Here is a 17,683-nt window from a genome sequence, read left to right on the forward strand (position 1 = left end):
CTTTCCTTCTGTTCGCAGCTGTCCAGTGGTGCTAGGTGGCGGCGGCGATGATCGCCGGCAGGTCGCGCTCATGTTCGGCGTCCTGCATCCCGGCCAACTGCTCCAGCGATTCTTTGACGCCGGGTACCGTTGACAGCGCCCGCAATCCGGCGTTCTCGCTGGCGAATCCGGCGAATTGCGCATCGATCATGGAGTCGTATACCGCCTTGACCACCTGATCTACTGCCGCGATGGCCGCCGCCGGGCGAGCAGCGATTCCGCGCGCAAGGGCCTCGACATAGGCGGGCAGGTCTTCGGCGGCCAGGGTCCGGTTGACAATGCCGTAGTCGGCGGCTTCTTCGCCGGTGAAATCGCGCCCGGACAGGATCACTTCCATCGCCCGGGCTGGGCCGATCTGCATTGCCAGACGGGTGGTGCCGCCGCCGCCGGGAAGAATGCCGCCGCTGACCTCCGGGAAGCAGAACCGGCTGGCGGCGGTGGCGAATCGCATGTTGGTGGCCAGCAGAAATTCCAGTCCGGCACCGCGGCAGATGCCGTCGACGACACCGATCGTCACCTGCGGCAGGGTCTGCCAGGTCGTGGTCAGCGCCTGTACCGCATTGATGTCGTCGTAATTGCTCTGCGGGACCGACGGGTCGCCACTGACCACCTTGACCAGGTCGTTGAGGTCGAAATGGGCGACGAAGAATTCCGGGTTGGCGCTACCGACGACGACCACTGCGGTGTCGGGATCGAAGGCGAGTGAACCCGCCAGGTCGAACAGCTCGCCGACCATCTGCACGGTCATCAGGTTGACCGGCGGATTGTTGAAATCGACGTACAGGATTCGTCCGTCACGCCGAATGTTGAGAGTCTGGTAGGTCATTGGTCTTCCTCGGGTTTGTGGATCGGACGTTCAGTTGGTGCTCAGGATGGTGACGGCGGCGACGGCCTCCTCGGGGCCGTACAGTCCACCGCCGTTCTCTGCCAGTGCGATTCGCGCACCTGGCACCTGGCGAGTGCCGCAGTCGCCGCGCAGCTGGTGGGCGAGTTCGTAGATCTGGGCCAACCCGGAGGCGCCCATGGGATGGCCCTTGGATTCCAAACCGCCGGAGGGGTTTACCGGAATGCGGCCGCCCAGGGCGGTCTCGCCGGATTCGGCGAGTTTGCCACCGGCACCGATCTCGCAGAATCCGAGCATCTCGGTTTGCAGGAGCTCGCCGAATGCGGACGCATCGTGGACTTCGGCCACAGACACCTCGTCGGGTCCCACACCGGCCTGCTCGTACGCTGCGCGGGCGGCGGCCCGACTGACCGACTGTTCCCAATCATCCACTGCGCGAACCATTCCCGTCTGCAGGACGCTGGCCAGGATCCGCACCGGGTGCGCACCGGCCAAGCGTTTGAGCCCGTCGGTGTTGCACACCACTGCGGCGGCGGCCCCGTCGGTCAACGGTGCGCACATCGGCACCGTCAATGGCCCCGCCACCGGCCGCGCGGCCAGGATGTCGGCCACCGACATCGGGGCACGGAAGTGGGCCAGCGGGTTGTCCACGGCGTGGGCGTGGTTCTTCTCAGCGATAACTGCCAGTTGATGCTGGGTGCTGCCGAAGGCAGCCATGTGCGCGTGGGCCAATGCCGCGTAGACGTCCATGAACAGGCTGTGCGACGGCGCGCTGGCAGGCGCAGATCCGGCCAGTTCGGTGAGAACGGCTCGCACACCGTCGGGGTCGTTGACGTCGACCCCGCCGTCGAACACGCCCAGCGCCTTGGCTTTGTCGCCGATGCTGAGTCGTTCCACCCCGACCGCCAGCGCGATGTCAGCGGCGCCGGACTGCACGTGCAGCATCGCTTGGTGCAGGGCGGTAGCGCCGGTGGCGCAGGCATTTTCGACATTGACAATCGGGACACATTCAAATCCCATGGAGCGCAAGGCGATCTGTCCGCCGACGACCACCTGACCTTCTAGGACGCCCTGGCAGGTGTTGCCGAAGTAGACAGCCTGCACATCGCCGAGCTGCGCGCCCGCGTCAGCCAGGGCCTCGGTCACGGCCTCACGGGTGAGTTCTTTGACGGAAGTATCGGGCCGAACGCCAAACGCGGTCATGCCTACCCCTGCCACCCAGACGGGGTCCATTCTCACGCCACCGAGTCTTCGGTGAGTCGTGCCAGGCCATAGGATTCCAAGGCGCCCAATAATTCTCGGTGGCCGACCAATTCGGCCGGAGAACGGAATCCGACACCGTTGAAGTTGTTGCCGAGCAGGCGCATCGCAATGTAGGCCTGGATGAGTCCGGTCATCTGGTAGCCGCTGGTGCCGTGGATGACAGCGCGTGCGGTCACGTTGTTGCCGCGTCCGGTGCACCAGTCGATGGAGCGGTGAACTTGGCGGTTCTCGCGCGGCGGGGTAACGGGTGTCATTCCCGCGGCGACCCGGTCGAGCACAGGGAACAGCTTGTCCTCGGGCAGCCACTGGAACACCACTTTGAACATCCGCTCCGCGGCCCGCACCCGAGTGGGGATGTCGCGGGCCTGGTTCTGCATGGCGACCAACATGCGGCAGTTACGCACTCGGTGGTCGTCGCGGAAGAACACGGGCATCGCGGTGCCACCCCAGTTCAGACCGGGAACGACGTAGCCGGTGCCGGGCACCACGATGTCCTGCTCGTAGATGCCGTCGTATTTCTTCAGCACGTTGTCTTCGAGGTAGAAGGCATCGGTGCGGATGACGTCGAAGATCGACTGCGTGGAGCCGACGGTGGGCACCGCGTTGACGTATTCGCCGAGTTCAAGGGTGTCGATCCCCGGGTTCTCCAGCACGATGCGTGCGGCGATGTCGGGCACTGCGTACTGGATGGACACCGCTGTGGAGACCGCTGCGCCGGCGGCAGCGAACTTGGGTCCCCAGTCATTGAGCAGCGACAGGTGGTGCTTTTGTTCGCCGGCGGTGTCCAGGTAGTGACATCCGGTCCGGACCGAGGCCTCCAGCACCGCCGGTGCGTAGCGAAGGAAGGGCCCGACCATGTTGCAGACGACGCGGCGGCCCTCGAATAGCGCGGTCAGCGAATCGACGGAGCCGTCGACTTCGGCGATCTCGTAGTCGGCGGTCTCGATGCCGGGGACCGATTTCAGAATCTCCTGCAGCTTGGCCTTGTTCCGGCCGGCCGCGACAAACGGGATGCTGTATTCGCGCAGGTATTCGGCGACCAGGCGGCCGGTGTATCCACTCGCGCCATAGATGACGACCGGGCGTGGCTCACTCACGAGTACTCCTTCATTGCAGCTAATCGATGTGGCTGACATCACTATGTCGGCGCTGATCTGAAGCTGCTTGCACGAGAGTGCGGTGATGTTTGCCTGTTTGTGCATGCGGCGGCTGGTCCGCCTGTCGGCACGGATGCTTGTCCGCGACCTGGGCATGGTGAGTTAATTGAGGGGTTGGTAAGCGGAGGTGTCATCGATGACAGCGACTGTGACAGCCACGTGGTCGACACACGGGTTGTCAGCGAGTGATGCGCCGGCAGCCTCGCCCACGGGGTTGTCGGACCTGCATGTGGCGTGGGCATTGGCGCCGTCCGCCCGTGAGGATCTCGACGTCTCGGCCCGCTACCGCAAGGTCGATACGCTGACCGTCGGCGAGTTTCATGCCGGCCGGTTGATAGGCCGTCGACCCGCAGTGTCCCAGCACGAGGACGCGTCGGTCGGGGTGCTGATGAACCTTTCCGGTCGGCTCAATTGCCGCTATCTCGACGGCCGCGAGTTCGTTGCCCAGCCTGGCCAGCTCATTCTCTGGGACAGCGAGACCGCACGTGACTTCGAGGTCATCGACCCCCACCACGAGCTGTATCTCCTATTGCCCCGCAGCCGCGTCTCGACCGGTCTGGCCGAGGCGGCCGCCCGAGCCTGCGGCGCGATCGCGGCGGGTCCCGGCTCGGGGCTGCTCGCGGTCGCGGCCCAACAACTCGGCACCATCTACCGCGAACTCGACCAGTTGTCGGACGCGGCTCTGACTATCGCGTGCCAGTCGCTGTTCGACGTGTTGGACTGCGCTCTCAGCACGGCTGAGCAACGGCCCACGGCCAGCGCCGCGCTGCTGCGTGGTGTGCGTCAGTACATCGAGGACAACCTTGATGACATCAGCTTGGGCCCATCGACAATCGCTGCAGCCCATGGTATTTCGGTGCGCACACTCCATCAGCTGTTCTCCTCCACCGGCACGACCGTGGGACGCTGGATTCGGGACCGGCGGCTCAAAGCGTGCTACCGGGCCTTGTCCCACGGTGGGTCGTCCGAGACGGTGACCGATGTCGCATTCCGGTGGGGTTTCAACGACGCCGCGCATTTCAGTCGGTGCTTCAAGCAGGCCTTCGGCGTCACACCGAGCAGCGTGCTGATCAACGCTCGGATCGGTGGGCCGCCACTGGCGGTGATGAACTCCAAACGACCTGAGCCCACGCTGAATTAGCCTGCCACCGGGTTTCGGCGCGTCAGCTATGCGGACTCAGTCGAGCGCGTCCGAAGCCATATCGGCCCGTATCACCGGCCTGATCTGCCGGACCTGCGGCAGCGTGGTGACCATATGGGCGATCACCCGATCAGTGATGCAGACATGCTGGTGCGGGACGTCACCGGGAAACCGCACGAAGTCGCCGGCAGACAGGTCGACAGGCTCGACCAGCGGCCCGGTACGCAGTTTTCCGGTGATGACGTACAAGTGATGCAAGGTACCGGGCGAATGCGGGTTGATGATCACGGGCTCAGCGCCGGTTTTCTCCAAGCGCAGCAACAATGTTCGGACATAACCGGAACCGTAGACCTCATCGAGTAAGCGTTCGGACCGGTCAGCCCCGTCGACCCATTGACCTTCGTCGTGGCGCTGCACGTACACCGGAGTACCCCATTCGGTGAGCAGGCGGCGGGCCGGCAGATCCAGGGCCGCCCCGAGTAGGGCGAGGGTCTCGACCGTCGGATTACCCGTGCCCTGCTCGATCTTGGACAAGGTCTGCTTTGACAGCCCGGAGCGCCGCGCCAACTCCCCCAGCGACATCGCCCGTTCCCGACGGAATCGGCGGACATTGCGTGCCACCAGCTGATTCTCGTCTCCGTGACTGTCACTTTTAATAGTCATCTCGTCATTATTGACGAACGGCCGGTTGTTTTGCATCATGGTCATCTAGAAGTGACAAATGGGGTACTCAAAGTGACCCCGACGCGATGGAGGTGTCGTGATGTCGACAGCAATGGAGTCGGTCCGCGATGATCGTGCGGCGATCGACAAGGCCTTCAGCCTACTGGTTGCATTTGGCGATCAGGCGAGTTCGGGCCTCGGCGTCAGCGAGCTGGCCCGCCGGACCAACCTGAGCAAGTCGACCGCTTACCGGGTTCTGGGCATGCTGGAGCGCAATGACATGGTCGAGCGGATCGGGACCGCCTATCGCTTGGGGTCGCGACTGCACGAACTGGGACTCGCGGTCTACGCTCCGGGCCAGGACCGGCTTCGGGACCAACTGTTGCCGTACCTGACGGATCTCTTCGAATCCACCAGGCAGACAGTACATCTGGGTGTGCTGTACGGGGACGAGGTGGTGTATCTGGCCAAGCTGTACGGCCACCGAAACATGGCTGCGCCGTCCCGCATCGGCGGGCGGCTGCCCGCGCACTGTACAGCGGTGGGCAAGGCGCTGCTGGCATATCGGCCGAGCAGCTGCCGCGTTGTCGATGGCCGTCCGCTGCCCGGGCTGACACCGCGGTCGATCACTGATCCGGCGGTGCTGGCCGCCGAGCTGCTTCGGATTCGCCATGAAGGGATCGCCGTGGAGCGCGAGGAAAGTCGCCTGGGAATGACGTGCGTGGCAGCACCGGTGTTCGGCCGTAACGGTCAGCCGGTGGCGGCGCTGTCTGTCGCCGCGCCACTGACCACCGATCTGCGCAGGCTCACGGTGAATCTGCGTCAGGTATGTTCCGCAGCCAGCCGGATGATGAGCCGACCGAGTGACTTTCAGGCCAGCTAGGTTCCCGGTACCCGGTCCAGGTCGATACTGATCAGCCAATCCGCCTCCCGCACAAAGAGACTCAGTTCTGCACCGGGTACCTCAACATCGACGACGTGCCGGTAGCCGGCCGACGGCATCACCGCGATCCGGGCGTCGTCAAAGGCCGCGAGAGCCACGACGACCCGTCGGCACGTGGGGTCGTCGGCCAGCAGCGCCGTCGTCAGTGCTGCGAGATGCGCACCGAACTGCGTGGACATTGCATCACCGGTCAGGCAGATCTCAACATCATGGGCACTGACCGGGTAGGCGGTACGCAGCGGGCCGTCGGCAGGCCGGCGCACGACCGCCGCAAAGATGCCGTCCCCGTTGTCGAAATGCAACGCCGTCTGCCGGTCATCCTGTGAGGTCACCGTCCAGCCCGAGCCGAGCCGCGCCAAAGTGTTGATCACAGAGCATCGCCGCCGGCTGCGCTGGCGAACCCGCGAACGCCGATCCCGCCGTCCACCGAAATCGCCTGTCCGGTAATGGGTCCGCTCTGTTCGCGGCTGGCCAGCAGCACGTAGGAGCCGGTGAAATCTTTCGGATCGGTGCTGGAGTCGTGTAATGGGATCGGAGGCGGCGGTGTGTCGGCAGTCTTCTTGGCGAACGACATCGCCAGCGTACGGTCTTGCAAGTTCAGCGACTCAGGCCCGCGCAGTTTGGTGTTCATCGCTCCGCACGCCACCCCGTTGACACGGACTTTCGGCGCCAATTCGTAGGCCAGTTCCCGCATGAGGCCCAGGCAGGCATGCTTGCTCGCGGTGTAGATGGGTCCGCCGCCGTTGACGTAAAAGGACGCATTGGACAGCGTCATGACGATGCTGCCCCTGGTTTTGACCAGCTCGCGCCACGCCGCCTCGGCGGCCAGTACGTACCCCTTGACGTTGATGGCGAACAGTTCGTCGAAGGTGTCGCCGAGTTGTTGTCCGGTCATGCGGGTCAGCTGGCGCTGGTAATCCCAGATGCCGGCGTTGGCGACAAGCGTGTCGAGTTTGCCGAAACGTCGCACGGTCTGCTCGACTGCCTCGTGCAGTTGGTCCGAGCTACGCACATCTGCTTGGACGGCGTGCATCCTCGACGGGTCCGCACTCGCGGACGCGACAGCGCCGAGTTGGTCGACATCACGTCCAACGATGGTGACCGATGCACCTTCGGACACAAACCGTTCCGCCACCGCCCGACCGATGCCGGAACCGCCGCCGGTGATGAGGGCTGCGTAGCCGTTGAGCCAGCCGCTCATGGCAGTTCGGCAAGAAAGTCGGCGACCAATCGTTCGAAGTCTCGGCGGCGTTCCAACTGCACCCAGTGCCCGCAACTGCCGAAAACGTGCAGTTGCACATCGCGGATCTGCTTGAGCATCATCTGCGATCCCTCGAGAGTGATGGTGCGATCATCGCGGCCCCACAGCAACAGGGTCGGCGCGGTGATCTTGTGCAGATCACGCCACAGCGGGTCCATGCCGTGGCGTTTGCCGAAGGCTGCGTTGTAGCGGTGGTAGAACTCGATGTGGCTGGGGTCCAGGGATGCCTCGTAACGGGCCTTGACCACCTCGGCGCCGAACTGCTTGTGGTCGAACACCATGGTTCGGATGAAGTTCGCCATCTTCTTTTCGCTCGGACCGTCACCGTTGTAGTAGCGGAACATCTCCTTCTGGCCCTCGGTCGGTGTCGGGCCGAACGGCAGCCATCCACCGCCGGGCGCCATCAACACCAGGCCGGAGACCCGCCTCGGCTGCGCCTGTGCCATCGCGATGGCCGCCGCGCCGCCAAGGCTGTTGCCCAACAAGTGAAATCGGTCAATACCGAGGGCATCGAGGGTCTCGAAGAGCGCGCCGACGGCGATCTGGGTGATCGACTCGGCCTCCAGATCAGCCTCGGTCGGCCGGTAGCTCCCCCCGAAACCCGGTTGATCAGGTAGCACCACCCGATACCGGCGCGTCAGCGCGGCCAGATTCTGGTGGTAGTTGCTCAGTCCGGATGCGCCGGGACCGCCGCCGTGCAGCATCACCAGCACGGGGCCGTCCCCAGCCTCGGCAACGGAAATGTCACCTCGGGACGTGGTGACGACGCGGCGGCGCACGGCGACGGATTCTGTGACGGCGGAATCGAGTTCGGCGGTGGACACGATGGCTTCCCTTGTTTGTCGGATCAGACTTCGGTTTGAGTCAGAAGAAGGTGGAGATGTTCTTCGCCTGCAGCACGCTCTGGTCAAGCAGGATCACCCGTCGCGCGACCTGCAACGAGCCGTCGGCTGTGCGGCGCAAGATATCGCTGCGCTGCCCGGCGAAAACGTTCTCTTCGCGCTCAAGGCGGTTGCGGTACACCAGAAACGCGGACCGGACATCGAGGTCGGCAGTACTGACGTCATCGTGGCGGCCGGGGTCGGCGTATCTGACGACGACGTTGGTCACCAGATGGCGGGTTCGTGACGGCGGGTCCTCGGCCCAGGCCATGCCGGAATCGAAACGCCGGATCCGCCACGCCAGGCTCTCTTTGGTCTCGTCGTAGAACGCAGCCTCCCCGCGCGCGGCGATGGACAAGGCTTGCTGTCGGCGCAACCGGTTGGTGCGGGTGGGCATCCAGTAGTCGAGATCGTCGGCCAACAGGTCCAGCCAGTCGGCGAAACGGCCGTCATCGAGCAGTTCAGCTTCCTCGAAGTAGAACTGCTCAACCTCGAAATGCACGTCGCGGTCGGCGCGCATCCCCGCGACGCCGGCGATTGTTGTTGGTGCGCTTGTCATATCACGCTCTTTCCATCGTTTGGTCCTCAGCGCTTGAGCATCTTGCGCAGGTCGGCGGCCAGGTCACCCAGCGCAGCCGGGTCCATCGACAGACCGCGATCGATCATGCGCCGGGCGGCACGTACGGACGTGGAGTCATCGACCCCGACGGCCCCCACCACGCGACCGGCGATCAAGCCGAAAGTGGCCCACGGTGTCGTGGTGCACTCGCCGCGCCGCACGAAAAGTTCGGCGTGGCCCAGGTTTCCGACAGCTTCGACGTGACGGCCGTAGCGATCAGTCCAGAACCATGAGGCTGACGGCACAGGGGCGGGTTGATCGAGGAGTGCGGCTGCGGCGCGCTGACCGTCGGCCTGGGCTGCCTCCCAATGTTCACTGCGGTGCCCTGGCACGCCGTTGACGCAGGCGCGGGCCACATCGCCCACTGCCAAGACGTGAGGATTGGAGGTGACGTTGCGGTCATCGACCAGGACCCCGCGCTCGACGACCAGACCTGCGCTGCCGGCCAGGACCGTGTCCGCGGTCATCCCGACCGCAAGCAGAACGGCATCGAAGGTTTGCGGCGGCTGGCCGGTGAGTGTCGCGTCGATACCACCATCGGTTGCAGCACTGAATGATTCGACCGCGCCGGTCACGGTCTTCACGCCATGGTCGGCGTGCATGCCATGGAGCCACGCAGCGACGTGCGAACCCACAACGCCCGCCAACGGTGCTGCGATCGGATCGACCAAGGTGACCTGGCAGCCGAGTCCCGCTGCGGTGGAGGCGACTTCGGCGCCGATCAACCCGGCCCCCACGATCAACAGACGCGATCCGGGTGTCAGTGCCGAGCGGAGTCGGTCGGCGTCCTCCGCGGTGCGGAGCGTGTGAACGTGCGGGTCGTCGGCGCCCGGAATCGGTGGTCGGGCAGCCTGTCCTCCCGTGGCCAGCACCACGGCGTCTGCTGCGATCACCGTTCCACCGTCGAGTTCGACCGCGCCTTCGCCAGTGCGGATCGCGGCAGCAGTGCTCTGGGTGATCAGCCGCACGCATTGCTCGTCGAACCACGTAGGTGACTGCAATGCAACGTCTTTGAGTTCAACTTGGCCGGCAAGGTATTGCTTCGACAGGGGTGGGCGGTCGTAGGGAAACACCCCGGCATCGATCAATGTGAGGTCACCGTCATAACCACCGGCCCGCAGCGCGGCGATGGTACTGACGCCGGCTACTCCGCCGCCGACAACCAGAACCCGGTTGGGAACCATCACGGTCGCTCATTCGGGAACAGGTACACCGCGCCGTCGCGGACTTCGACGCGGTGTGGGCGGGCATCTTTGGTTGCCGGGAGGCCGTCGACCGCACCGGTCTTGAGGCAGAACTTGCTGGCATGCAGGGGGCATTCGACATGCCCGTTCTCGACCCATCCCTCCGCCAAAGACGCATCGGCGTGGGTGCAGGTGTTGTCCAGGGCCCAGACACAGCCGTCGTCGTCGCGCAGCAGAGCGATGTCGTCATCAGTGCCGGCGACGGTGCGTTCGATGACGATGCCTTCACCTTCGGGTACGTCGTCGAGTGCGGCGACGCGAATTCCGTTAGTCATGTTGATCATTCCGTTCGTGCCAGGCCGGGGTGTTCATTGCCTCGCGCCAACGGGCGTAGAACGCCCGCGCCGCGGCGTCGCTGTAGAGTTCGCTGGTGGTGCCGGGAAAGCGCCCGTCGTGGCGTTCGGACCCCAAACCCATCTGATAGTTCAGCGGCACGGTGTTGGTGATGAAACCGTGCGAAATCGCCTGCACTTCGCTCCAGTTCTCACCGTCGTCCTGCTCGAAGATGCCACTGGGACCGAACGTCCGTAGGTTGTAGAGCCGCTGCGCTTCGCGCACGTGTTCGGGCATCGCTTTGTCCACGATGGTCCAGGCCCAAACCTCCATCCGGTCCGGTCCTTTCGGATGCCAGATCCGGATCGACCCGTTCACGGGAAGGTAGGAGAAGTTGGGAAACACGGTCGCGTGCCCGGTCGTGACGGGGCCCTCTACACGCGCGTCGCCGAGCCTTTCGCGCAGCGCTGCGTAATCCATCCATTCGTGCACGGTCTGTGAGTCGAACCGGTTCTTCGGGTGATCAGGGAATCCATGGCCGTGCCCTTTCGGGTCGACGTACTGGCGTCCGGTGCGGTGTACGACCTCGTCTTTGGGCTTGCCGCTGGGTGAAAGAACCGTCAGCGCCGAGGCGTGACTCATATTCACGTGATACCAGTCGCTGGCGAATTGCTCAGCGGCCAGCTTCCAGTTGCCTTCCAGAACCCATTTGTGCACTCCCCCAACAACAATGGTTCCTTCATCGTCGTGGTCGAGCATGGCGTCCATGTACCACGCCATGTCGCCCAGCGCTTCGCGCAAGGTGACCGCGTTGGCGTCCCAGTTGCCGAAGATCAGCCCGTGGTACGAGTCGACGTTGGGCACTTCGACCAGGCCCCAGTCCGCGGCGTGGAAACCGTCGGGATATCCCTCTTTGTTGGGGATGCTGATCAGCTTGCCCTCGAGGTCGTAGGCCCAGCCGTGGTAGGTGCAGGTGAAACTGCGGGTAGCACCGTAGTCGGCGCGGCACACGCGGGCTCCGCGGTGCCGGCAGGAATTCAGATAGGCGCGTATCTTCCGGTTCTTGTCCATCGTGACGATCACGGGGTCTTCGCCCATGTAGGTGGTGAAGAAGTCGCCCGGCTTGTGGAATTGGTCGGTGTGCGCCAGAAAGAGCCAGTTGGTGGCGAAGATACGGCGCAGCTCTTGGCGGTAGATCTGCTCGTCGGTCCACACCGCACGGTCCAGTAGCCCGCCGTCCGAGTCCACGAGCGCGGACACGTCAATGTTGCGCGCCATTTGTGCGGGTCGGCGCAACGCAGTGCACGGCGGCGCCATGTGCCCTTCGGGTCCGGCACCCGGCTGCATTGTCGAGGTCATGGGATCAGATAACCGCGTCGGGGACCGATCCTCCAGCTACCGTTTCGCACAGCGGCACAGCTGCTGGGTTCGCCCCCGTTGAAGCGCAAGCATGGACGATGTGCTTGCCGCCATTGCTATTTCGCAAAATGCCGCCGATCCGCTTGCCGGGTTGGAACTCCGTGACATTCCCGTCCCCGAGCCTCGGCCGGGGTGGGCGGTCGTGAAGGTCGCCGCATCGTCGCTCAACATGCATGATCTGTGGACCTTGCGCGGTGTAGGTCACCCGGAGGAGCGTCTTCCGATGGTGCTGGGGTGTGACGTGGCCGGCTACGACGAAGACGGTCGGGCGGTGATCGTGCATCCCGTGCTCGCCGACCCCGACGCCGGCGGCGGCGACGAGACGCTCGATCCCAACCGGACCCTGCTGACCGAACGTGATCACGGTGGGTTCGCTGAGTACATCACGGTACCGCGGCGAAACCTGGTCGCCATGCCATCCTGGCTGTCGTTCGATGAGGCGGCCTGTCTGCCGGTGGCCTGGACCACGGCGTACCGAATGCTGTTCACCCAGGCCAACATCAGAGCAGGTGACCGGGTGCTGGTCCAGGGCATCGGCGGCGGTGTTGCTTCGGCTGCGATCAAACTCGCAGTTGCCGCAGGTGCGGTGGTCTACGCCACCAGCCAGAGCGCGGCCAAGCGTACGGAGGCACTCAGTTGGGGTGTGCGGGCCGCGGTACCCAGCGGCCAACGGCTGCCCGAACGCGTGGACATCACAATCGACACGGTCGGTGAAGCGACGTGGTCGCATTCACTCAAGGCGTTGCGCCCCGGCGGCGCCCTCGTGATCGCCGGCGCGACCACCGGTACAAATCCGCCCGCGGACCTGGCACGCATCTTCTACTCGCAGTTACGGGTGATCGGTTCAACCGGCGCCACGCGTAGCGAGTTCGAAGCGCTCCTACGCATGCTCGAGGCGACAGGCGTCCGTCCTGTCATCGACCGAACACTTCCACTTCGGGAGATACACAAGGGTTTTCAGCTGATGCTCGACGGAACAGTCACAGGCAAGGTTGTCATCCACCCGTCATCAGAAGAGGTGAACTAACCCCATGACCGCAGCTGTTGTCGGCCTCTCACATTCGCCGTTGATCGGCAAGAACGACCCCGCCCCAGACGTTCTGGCACGCGTTGGGCAGGCCGTCGCCGAGGCCAAGAAGTTCATTGCGCACTACGCGCCCGACCTGGTGGTGCTCTATGCGCCGGATCACTACAACGGCTTCTTTTACAAGGAGATGCCACCATTTTGTCTTGGCACCGAATGCCATGCGGTGGGCGACTTCGGGTCAGCGGCCGGGCCGCTGTCGGTTGACACCGAAGCTGCCAAGCATCTGGCTCGTGGCGTCCTCGACCGGGGTGTTGACCTGACCGTATCGGCCCGGATGACCGTGGATCACGGATTCGCGCAGCCGTTGGAGGTGCTGTTCGGCGGCATCGACCGAGTGCCGGTGGTGCCGATCTTCATCAATGGTGTGGCCACCCCGTTATGCCCGGTAAGCCGAATCCGCGCGCTGGGCAACGCAATTGGCGAATCCGCCGCTGAGCTAGGCCGCCGGGTGCTGTATATCGCATCCGGCGGTCTATCCCACGACCCGCCGGTGCCGGTGCTCGACGGAGCGCCGCCCCGGGTCGCTGATGCCCTTATCGAGGGCCACCCGCCCACACCCGAGCAGCGCACCAAGGGAGAGTCGCGCGTGGTCGAGGCGGGCCGGCAATACGCCGCTGGTTCCACCACCATGATTCCGATCAACCCGAGTTGGGACAACCGGCTGCTGGACCTACTTGAGCATGGGCCGCTCGAGGAATTCGACAACTGGACGGTGGAGGCCATGGCCGCCGAGGCCGGTGGGTCGGCCCACGAAGTCCGGTCTTGGATCGCCGCATTCGCATCCTTGGCGGCCACCGGCGGCTACAGCATGGATTACCGCTTCTACGAGCCGATTCCGGCATGGATCGCCGGCTTTGCAGTTGCGACCGCCCAGCACGTCAGAGGGTCCCGATGAGCAACAGCCCCACCGGCGTGGCCGGGGTGATCGAGGCCGCTGACCTCTTGGCCGCGGCCGCAGACACCGGCGTCCCGACCGCGCCGGTTCGGGCACTGCTCGGCGACTGCGATATCGCCACTGCATACGCGGTGCAGCAGGAACTGACCAGGCGGCGGGTTACTGCCGGTGCGGTGATCGTCGGCCGCAAGATCGGCCTGACCTCTCCTGCCGTACAGCAGCAGCTCGGTGTCGATCAGCCTGATTTCGGCGTGTTGTTCGCCGATATGGATATGTCCGGTACCGTCCTGGTGCCCTCAGAGCGGCTGCTGCAACCCAAAGCTGAGGCAGAGATCGCCTTCATCCTCAAGGCCGACCTTGATGGCAACGACTTTGCGCCCGAACGAATTCGGGACGCTGTCAGCTACGCTGCGCCGGCAATCGAAATCGTCGACAGTCGCATCGCCGATTGGGATCTGACCATCGCTGACACGGTCGCCGACAACGCATCCAGTGGCCTGTTCGTCCTCGGGCCCGGGCGGGTCACTCTCGATGACTTCGAACCCAAGGACGTCACCATGCGGATGTACGCCGACGACGCGCTGGTCTCCGAAGGTACCGGCAGCGCCTGTCTCGGCGACCCGCTCAACGCCCTGACCTGGCTGGCCCTAACCGCGGCCGCATACGGAAATCCGTTGCGCGCCGGACAGATCGTCCTTTCCGGCGCATTGGGCCCGATGGTCGCAACACCGCCCGGAACCCGCATCCGCGCCGATATCAGCGCCCTCGGCGAGGTGTCGACAGCGTTCTCAATCAAGGAGACACCGTGAACAAAACCAAAGTGGCCATCATCGGCTCGGGCAACATCGGCACCGACCTGATGATCAAGATCCTGCGAACGTCCGACACGCTCGAAGTTGCCGCCCTGGTCGGGATCGATCCCGAATCCGACGGGCTGGCGCGCGCAGAACGCCTCAACATTCCGGTCACCCACAAAGGCATTCAAGGGCTGCTTGCGATGGAGCATTTCGACGACATCGACATCGTCATGGATGCCACCTCGGCGCGTGCCCATATCGCCAATGCCGAAGCCCTGACACCGCACGGTAAGAAGCTCATCGATCTCACGCCGGCCGCGATCGGCCCGTTCGTCATCCCGACCGTCAACCTTGACCAATGCCTGCGGGACGGAGCCGACAACGTCAATATGGTGACCTGCGGCGGCCAGGCCACCGTGCCGATGGTGGCAGCCGTCTCTGCGGTCACCCCGGTGCCCTATGCCGAGATCGTCGCCTCGATCGCGTCCAAATCCGCCGGACCTGGCACCCGCGCCAACATCGACGAATTCACCGAAACCACAGCACACGCCATCGAGACAGTCGGTGGAGCTACCAAGGGCAAGGCGATCATCGTCCTCAATCCCGCCGAACCGCCTCTGATCATGCGCGACACCGTGTTCTGTCTGATCGGCGACGCCGACCACGACGCCATCCGAGCCTCCATTCACGAGATGGCCGAACGCGTCGCTCGCTATGTTCCCGGTTACCGGCTCAAGCAGGACGTCCAGTTCACGCCGATCGAACCCGACGAACCTGTGCACACCTTGGTGCCCAGCGATGCGCCACCAGTGACGACGCGGGTGTCGGTGTTTCTTGAGGTGGAGGGCGCGGCGCACTATCTGCCCGCGTACGCCGGCAACCTCGACATCATGACATCGGCCGCGATCCAGGTCGCGGAATCGATTGCCCGGCAAACGAACACCGCCCTGACGGAGGCCCACCGATGACTCGCCAGCTCTACATCCAGGACGTCACGCTGCGCGACGGCATGCACGCCATCCGTCACCGGATCAGCCCCAACGACGTGGGGCGGATCGCCGCCGCACTCGACGCGGCCGGCGTCGACGCGATCGAAGTTGCCCACGGTGACGGACTCGCCGGCGGCTCGGTCAACTACGGCCCCGGCAGCCACACCGACTGGGAGTGGATCGAAGCCGCAGCCGCCAACATCAGCCGCGCCGTACTCACGACCCTGCTCCTTCCGGGCATCGGTACCATCGCCGAACTACGCCGCGCCTTCGACCTGGGTGTGCGGTCCGTGCGCGTGGCCACCCACTGCACCGAAGCCGACATCTCCGCCCAGCACATCGCGACCGCACGCGAACTTGGGATGGACGTGTCGGGCTTTCTGATGATGAGCCACATGGCCTCACCCGCGCAGTTGGCGAAGCAGGCCAAGCTCATGGAAAGCTACGGCGCACAATGCGTTTACGTCACCGATTCGGGTGGCCGCCTGACTATGAACGGCATGCGCGAGCGTGTTCGCGCCTACCGCAAGGTCCTCGATCCACAGACCCAGATCGGTGTCCACGCGCACGAGAACCTGTCACTGTCCGTGGCCAACAGCGTCATCGCGGTCGAGGAAGGCGTCACCCGCGTCGACGCATCACTAGCAGGTCAAGGCGCCGGCGCTGGTAACACCCCGATCGAAGCCTTCATCGCGGTTGCCGATCTGCAGCAATGGAATCACCGTTGCGATTTGATGGCCCTCGAAGATGCCGCCGACGATCTGGTGCGCCCACTGCGTGATCGCCCGGTCCAGGTTGACCGGGAGACCCTGACGCTCGGTTACGCAGGCGTCTACTCATCGTTTCTCCGGCACGCCGAGAACGCCTCTCGCCAATACGGACTCGATGCCCGCACGCTGCTGCTCGAAGTTGGCCGCCGCGGTTTGGTCGGCGGACAAGAAGACATGATCGTCGACATCGCCCTGGATATTCTCGCCGAGCAACACACCCCAGCGACCGTCTGAGATACCCATCAACGACTGACCAATGAACCGCGTCATCGCCAATGAACTCGAATTCCTGTGCCGCCACCTGCCCATCGGTCCCGTATTGACGCAAGTCGTCAAACCGCCATAGAAGCGTGCCGGTGAGCCCCATCCCAACCTCGCTGCAGGAGTCACGATGAAATACGACCTCACAAACCGCACCGTCGCGCTCACCGGCGCCGCCGGCGGCCTAGGCCAAGATCTGGCCAAAGCGCTACGCGCCCGCGGGGCGCGCGTCGCATTGCTCGACCTCAATGCCGACGTCGTGGGCGACCTCGCCGACAGTCTCGGCGATGAAAGTGTGGCCCGTGGCTGGAAAGCCGATGTACGCGATCTCGACAACCTCACCGAGGTAATGGACGAGGTCGCAGCACATTTCGAAGGGCTGGACGTCGTCGTTGCCGGCGCAGGTACGGGCGGCCCGATTGGACCGATGGCAGGCACGGCGCTCGGCGATTGGGAACGCACGATCGATATCAACCTCAACGGCGTATGGCGCACATTCAAAGCCGCGCTTCCCCACGTCGCATTCCAGCGGGGCCATCTCCTAGCCGTGGCGTCGATGGCCAGTTTCGTACACTCACCCCTGCACTCTCCCTACAGCGCCAGCAAGGCCGGCGTGCTCGGGATGTGCAACTCGTTGCGTCCCGAACTACGCCAATTCGGCGTGACTGTAGGAAGCGCGCATCCCAGCTTCTTCCGATCGCTCATGGTCGACGAGGTTCTCGACAACCCCGTAGCGCGTAACGTTTGGAACGACTTCGATGGACTGTTCAAGCTGGTGCCGCGCGAGGCGGTGGTCGAAGCCATCGTCGCAGGCATCGAGCGAAGAGCAGACCAGATCGTCGTCCCGAGACTGTCCACTCCCACCGCCAAGCTATCCGGACTGTTCCGCCCACTGGTGGAGCGTTTCGTATTCCAGGATTCACGGATCATGCAGGCGATTTCGCATTTCGTAACGAGCATCGGTTTGGACGATTCAGATCTTTCTCCCGAAGAATCTCTGGCGGCGTTGCACACGCGCGACCGCGATGCTACCCACGGAGCGTGACACGGTAACGGACGACGGCTCCTTGTCGTGTCCGTAAACCCACGGTCCCAGTGTTCAACGACCGTAACTGTGACGAGCGCCAGCTCCGGGGC

19 protein-coding genes are annotated in these 17,683 nt (G+C 64.3%); 8 read left to right on the forward strand and 11 right to left on the reverse strand.

What is annotated here, in order from left to right:
- Window positions 1-31: 31 nt before the first annotated feature.
- Genes QRN63_RS27770 through QRN63_RS27780 form a run of 3 tightly spaced genes read right to left on the reverse strand, consistent with a single transcriptional unit; the run spans window position 32 to window position 3,243 of the window.
- Window positions 32-865 (reverse strand): enoyl-CoA hydratase/isomerase family protein, encoded by an 834-nt coding sequence (locus QRN63_RS27770; RefSeq protein WP_285034190.1) that lies wholly within the window; start codon window positions 863-865, stop codon window positions 32-34.
- 30 nt (window positions 866-895) lie between these two features.
- Window positions 896-2,116, reverse strand: coding sequence for a thiolase family protein (locus QRN63_RS27775; RefSeq protein WP_285034362.1), 1,221 nt, complete (start codon window positions 2,114-2,116; stop codon window positions 896-898).
- A gap of 2 nt (window positions 2,117-2,118) precedes the next feature.
- Window positions 2,119-3,243 carry a saccharopine dehydrogenase family protein gene (locus QRN63_RS27780; protein WP_285034192.1) on the reverse strand — a complete coding sequence of 375 codons (1,125 nt, stop codon included), beginning with the start codon at window positions 3,241-3,243 and terminating at the stop codon, window positions 2,119-2,121.
- Between the two features lie 196 nt (window positions 3,244-3,439).
- On the opposite strand from QRN63_RS27780, the gene QRN63_RS27785 reads away from it, so the two are divergent.
- On the forward strand, window positions 3,440-4,444 hold the full coding sequence (locus tag QRN63_RS27785; RefSeq protein WP_285034194.1) for a helix-turn-helix domain-containing protein: 1,005 nt from the start codon (window positions 3,440-3,442) through the stop codon (window positions 4,442-4,444).
- Between the two features lie 36 nt (window positions 4,445-4,480).
- Here the strand turns inward: QRN63_RS27785 and QRN63_RS27790 are convergent, their stop codons facing one another.
- Window positions 4,481-5,107: a helix-turn-helix domain-containing protein gene (locus tag QRN63_RS27790; protein ID WP_285034196.1), complete on the reverse strand. Its 627-nt coding sequence runs from the start codon at window positions 5,105-5,107 to the stop codon at window positions 4,481-4,483.
- Window positions 5,108-5,207: 100 nt separating this feature from the next.
- Between QRN63_RS27790 and QRN63_RS27795 the strand changes: the two genes are divergently transcribed.
- The gene (locus tag QRN63_RS27795) at window positions 5,208-5,990 is read left to right on the forward strand and encodes an IclR family transcriptional regulator (protein WP_285034198.1); all 783 of its coding nucleotides are present in this window, start codon (window positions 5,208-5,210) and stop codon (window positions 5,988-5,990) included.
- Here QRN63_RS27795 and QRN63_RS27800 read toward each other — a convergent pair.
- The 7 genes from QRN63_RS27800 to QRN63_RS27830 form a co-directional block, all read right to left on the reverse strand.
- Window positions 5,987-6,421: a hypothetical protein gene (locus QRN63_RS27800; protein ID WP_285034200.1), complete on the reverse strand. Its 435-nt coding sequence runs from the start codon at window positions 6,419-6,421 to the stop codon at window positions 5,987-5,989. The two genes, QRN63_RS27795 and QRN63_RS27800, sit on opposite strands and share 4 nt — an antisense overlap.
- Window positions 6,418-7,251, reverse strand: a complete 834-nt coding sequence (locus QRN63_RS27805; RefSeq protein ID WP_285034202.1) for an SDR family NAD(P)-dependent oxidoreductase — start codon at window positions 7,249-7,251, stop codon at window positions 6,418-6,420. The genes QRN63_RS27800 and QRN63_RS27805 overlap by 4 nt, the downstream gene beginning before the upstream one ends.
- Entirely contained in the window at window positions 7,248-8,090 is an 843-nt protein-coding gene (locus QRN63_RS27810; protein WP_502888205.1) for an alpha/beta fold hydrolase, read from the reverse strand. The genes QRN63_RS27805 and QRN63_RS27810 overlap by 4 nt, the downstream gene beginning before the upstream one ends.
- Before the next feature lie 85 nt (window positions 8,091-8,175).
- Window positions 8,176-8,751, reverse strand: coding sequence for a 3-phenylpropionate/cinnamic acid dioxygenase subunit beta (locus QRN63_RS27815; protein ID WP_285034206.1), 576 nt, complete (start codon window positions 8,749-8,751; stop codon window positions 8,176-8,178).
- A gap of 26 nt (window positions 8,752-8,777) precedes the next feature.
- Complete coding sequence (locus QRN63_RS27820; protein WP_285034364.1) at window positions 8,778-9,995, reverse strand: NAD(P)/FAD-dependent oxidoreductase; 1,218 nt, start codon at window positions 9,993-9,995, stop codon at window positions 8,778-8,780.
- Window positions 9,995-10,330, reverse strand: coding sequence for a non-heme iron oxygenase ferredoxin subunit (locus tag QRN63_RS27825; RefSeq protein ID WP_285034208.1), 336 nt, complete (start codon window positions 10,328-10,330; stop codon window positions 9,995-9,997). Before QRN63_RS27825 ends, QRN63_RS27820 begins: the two co-directional genes overlap by 1 nt.
- Complete coding sequence (locus QRN63_RS27830; RefSeq protein ID WP_350224481.1) at window positions 10,323-11,501, reverse strand: aromatic ring-hydroxylating dioxygenase subunit alpha; 1,179 nt, start codon at window positions 11,499-11,501, stop codon at window positions 10,323-10,325. Before QRN63_RS27830 ends, QRN63_RS27825 begins: the two co-directional genes overlap by 8 nt.
- Before the next feature lie 286 nt (window positions 11,502-11,787).
- Here QRN63_RS27830 and QRN63_RS27835 point away from each other — a divergent pair, with 286 nt between their 5' ends.
- The 6 genes from QRN63_RS27835 (at window position 11,788) to QRN63_RS27860 (ending at window position 17,591) form a co-directional block, all read left to right on the forward strand.
- A complete protein-coding gene (locus tag QRN63_RS27835) occupies window positions 11,788-12,774 on the forward strand; it encodes a zinc-binding dehydrogenase (RefSeq protein ID WP_285034366.1) in 987 nt (328 codons plus the stop codon).
- Window positions 12,775-12,778: 4 nt separating this feature from the next.
- Window positions 12,779-13,729, forward strand: a complete 951-nt coding sequence (locus QRN63_RS27840) for a 3-carboxyethylcatechol 2,3-dioxygenase (protein WP_285034211.1) — start codon at window positions 12,779-12,781, stop codon at window positions 13,727-13,729.
- Window positions 13,726-14,538 (forward strand): 2-keto-4-pentenoate hydratase, encoded by an 813-nt coding sequence (locus QRN63_RS27845; protein ID WP_285034213.1) that lies wholly within the window; start codon window positions 13,726-13,728, stop codon window positions 14,536-14,538. Before QRN63_RS27840 ends, QRN63_RS27845 begins: the two co-directional genes overlap by 4 nt.
- Entirely contained in the window at window positions 14,535-15,494 is a 960-nt protein-coding gene (locus QRN63_RS27850; RefSeq protein WP_285034215.1) for an acetaldehyde dehydrogenase (acetylating), read from the forward strand. Before QRN63_RS27845 ends, QRN63_RS27850 begins: the two co-directional genes overlap by 4 nt.
- On the forward strand, window positions 15,491-16,519 hold the full coding sequence (gene dmpG / locus QRN63_RS27855) for a 4-hydroxy-2-oxovalerate aldolase (protein ID WP_285034217.1): 1,029 nt from the start codon (window positions 15,491-15,493) through the stop codon (window positions 16,517-16,519). Before QRN63_RS27850 ends, dmpG begins: the two co-directional genes overlap by 4 nt.
- Window positions 16,520-16,676: 157 nt before the next feature.
- On the forward strand, window positions 16,677-17,591 hold the full coding sequence (locus tag QRN63_RS27860) for an SDR family NAD(P)-dependent oxidoreductase (RefSeq protein ID WP_285034219.1): 915 nt from the start codon (window positions 16,677-16,679) through the stop codon (window positions 17,589-17,591).
- Window positions 17,592-17,683: the final 92 nt, after the last annotated feature.

The organism is Mycolicibacterium sp. lyk4-40-TYG-92 (assembly GCF_030209435.1).
Classification (GTDB): domain Bacteria; phylum Actinomycetota; class Actinomycetes; order Mycobacteriales; family Mycobacteriaceae; genus Mycobacterium.

Excerpts from the sequence above, each read along its gene's own strand:
- QRN63_RS27770 (WP_285034190.1), bottom strand. The coding sequence starts at position 865 with ATGACCTACCAGACTCTCAACATTCGGCGTGACGGACGAATCCTGTAC.
- QRN63_RS27775 (WP_285034362.1), bottom strand. The coding sequence starts at position 2,116 with ATGGACCCCGTCTGGGTGGCAGGGGTAGGCATGACCGCGTTTGGCGTT.
- QRN63_RS27785 (WP_285034194.1), top strand. The coding sequence starts at position 3,440 with ATGACAGCGACTGTGACAGCCACGTGGTCGACACACGGGTTGTCAGCG.
- QRN63_RS27790 (WP_285034196.1), bottom strand. The coding sequence starts at position 5,107 with ATGACTATTAAAAGTGACAGTCACGGAGACGAGAATCAGCTGGTGGCA.
- QRN63_RS27795 (WP_285034198.1), top strand. The coding sequence starts at position 5,208 with ATGTCGACAGCAATGGAGTCGGTCCGCGATGATCGTGCGGCGATCGAC.
- QRN63_RS27805 (WP_285034202.1), bottom strand. The coding sequence starts at position 7,251 with ATGAGCGGCTGGCTCAACGGCTACGCAGCCCTCATCACCGGCGGCGGT.
- QRN63_RS27815 (WP_285034206.1), bottom strand. The coding sequence starts at position 8,751 with ATGACAAGCGCACCAACAACAATCGCCGGCGTCGCGGGGATGCGCGCC.
- QRN63_RS27820 (WP_285034364.1), bottom strand. The coding sequence starts at position 9,995 with ATGGTTCCCAACCGGGTTCTGGTTGTCGGCGGCGGAGTAGCCGGCGTC.
- QRN63_RS27825 (WP_285034208.1), bottom strand. The coding sequence starts at position 10,330 with ATGACTAACGGAATTCGCGTCGCCGCACTCGACGACGTACCCGAAGGT.
- QRN63_RS27840 (WP_285034211.1), top strand. The coding sequence starts at position 12,779 with ATGACCGCAGCTGTTGTCGGCCTCTCACATTCGCCGTTGATCGGCAAG.
- QRN63_RS27845 (WP_285034213.1), top strand. The coding sequence starts at position 13,726 with ATGAGCAACAGCCCCACCGGCGTGGCCGGGGTGATCGAGGCCGCTGAC.
- dmpG (WP_285034217.1), top strand. The coding sequence starts at position 15,491 with ATGACTCGCCAGCTCTACATCCAGGACGTCACGCTGCGCGACGGCATG.
- QRN63_RS27860 (WP_285034219.1), top strand. The coding sequence starts at position 16,677 with ATGAAATACGACCTCACAAACCGCACCGTCGCGCTCACCGGCGCCGCC.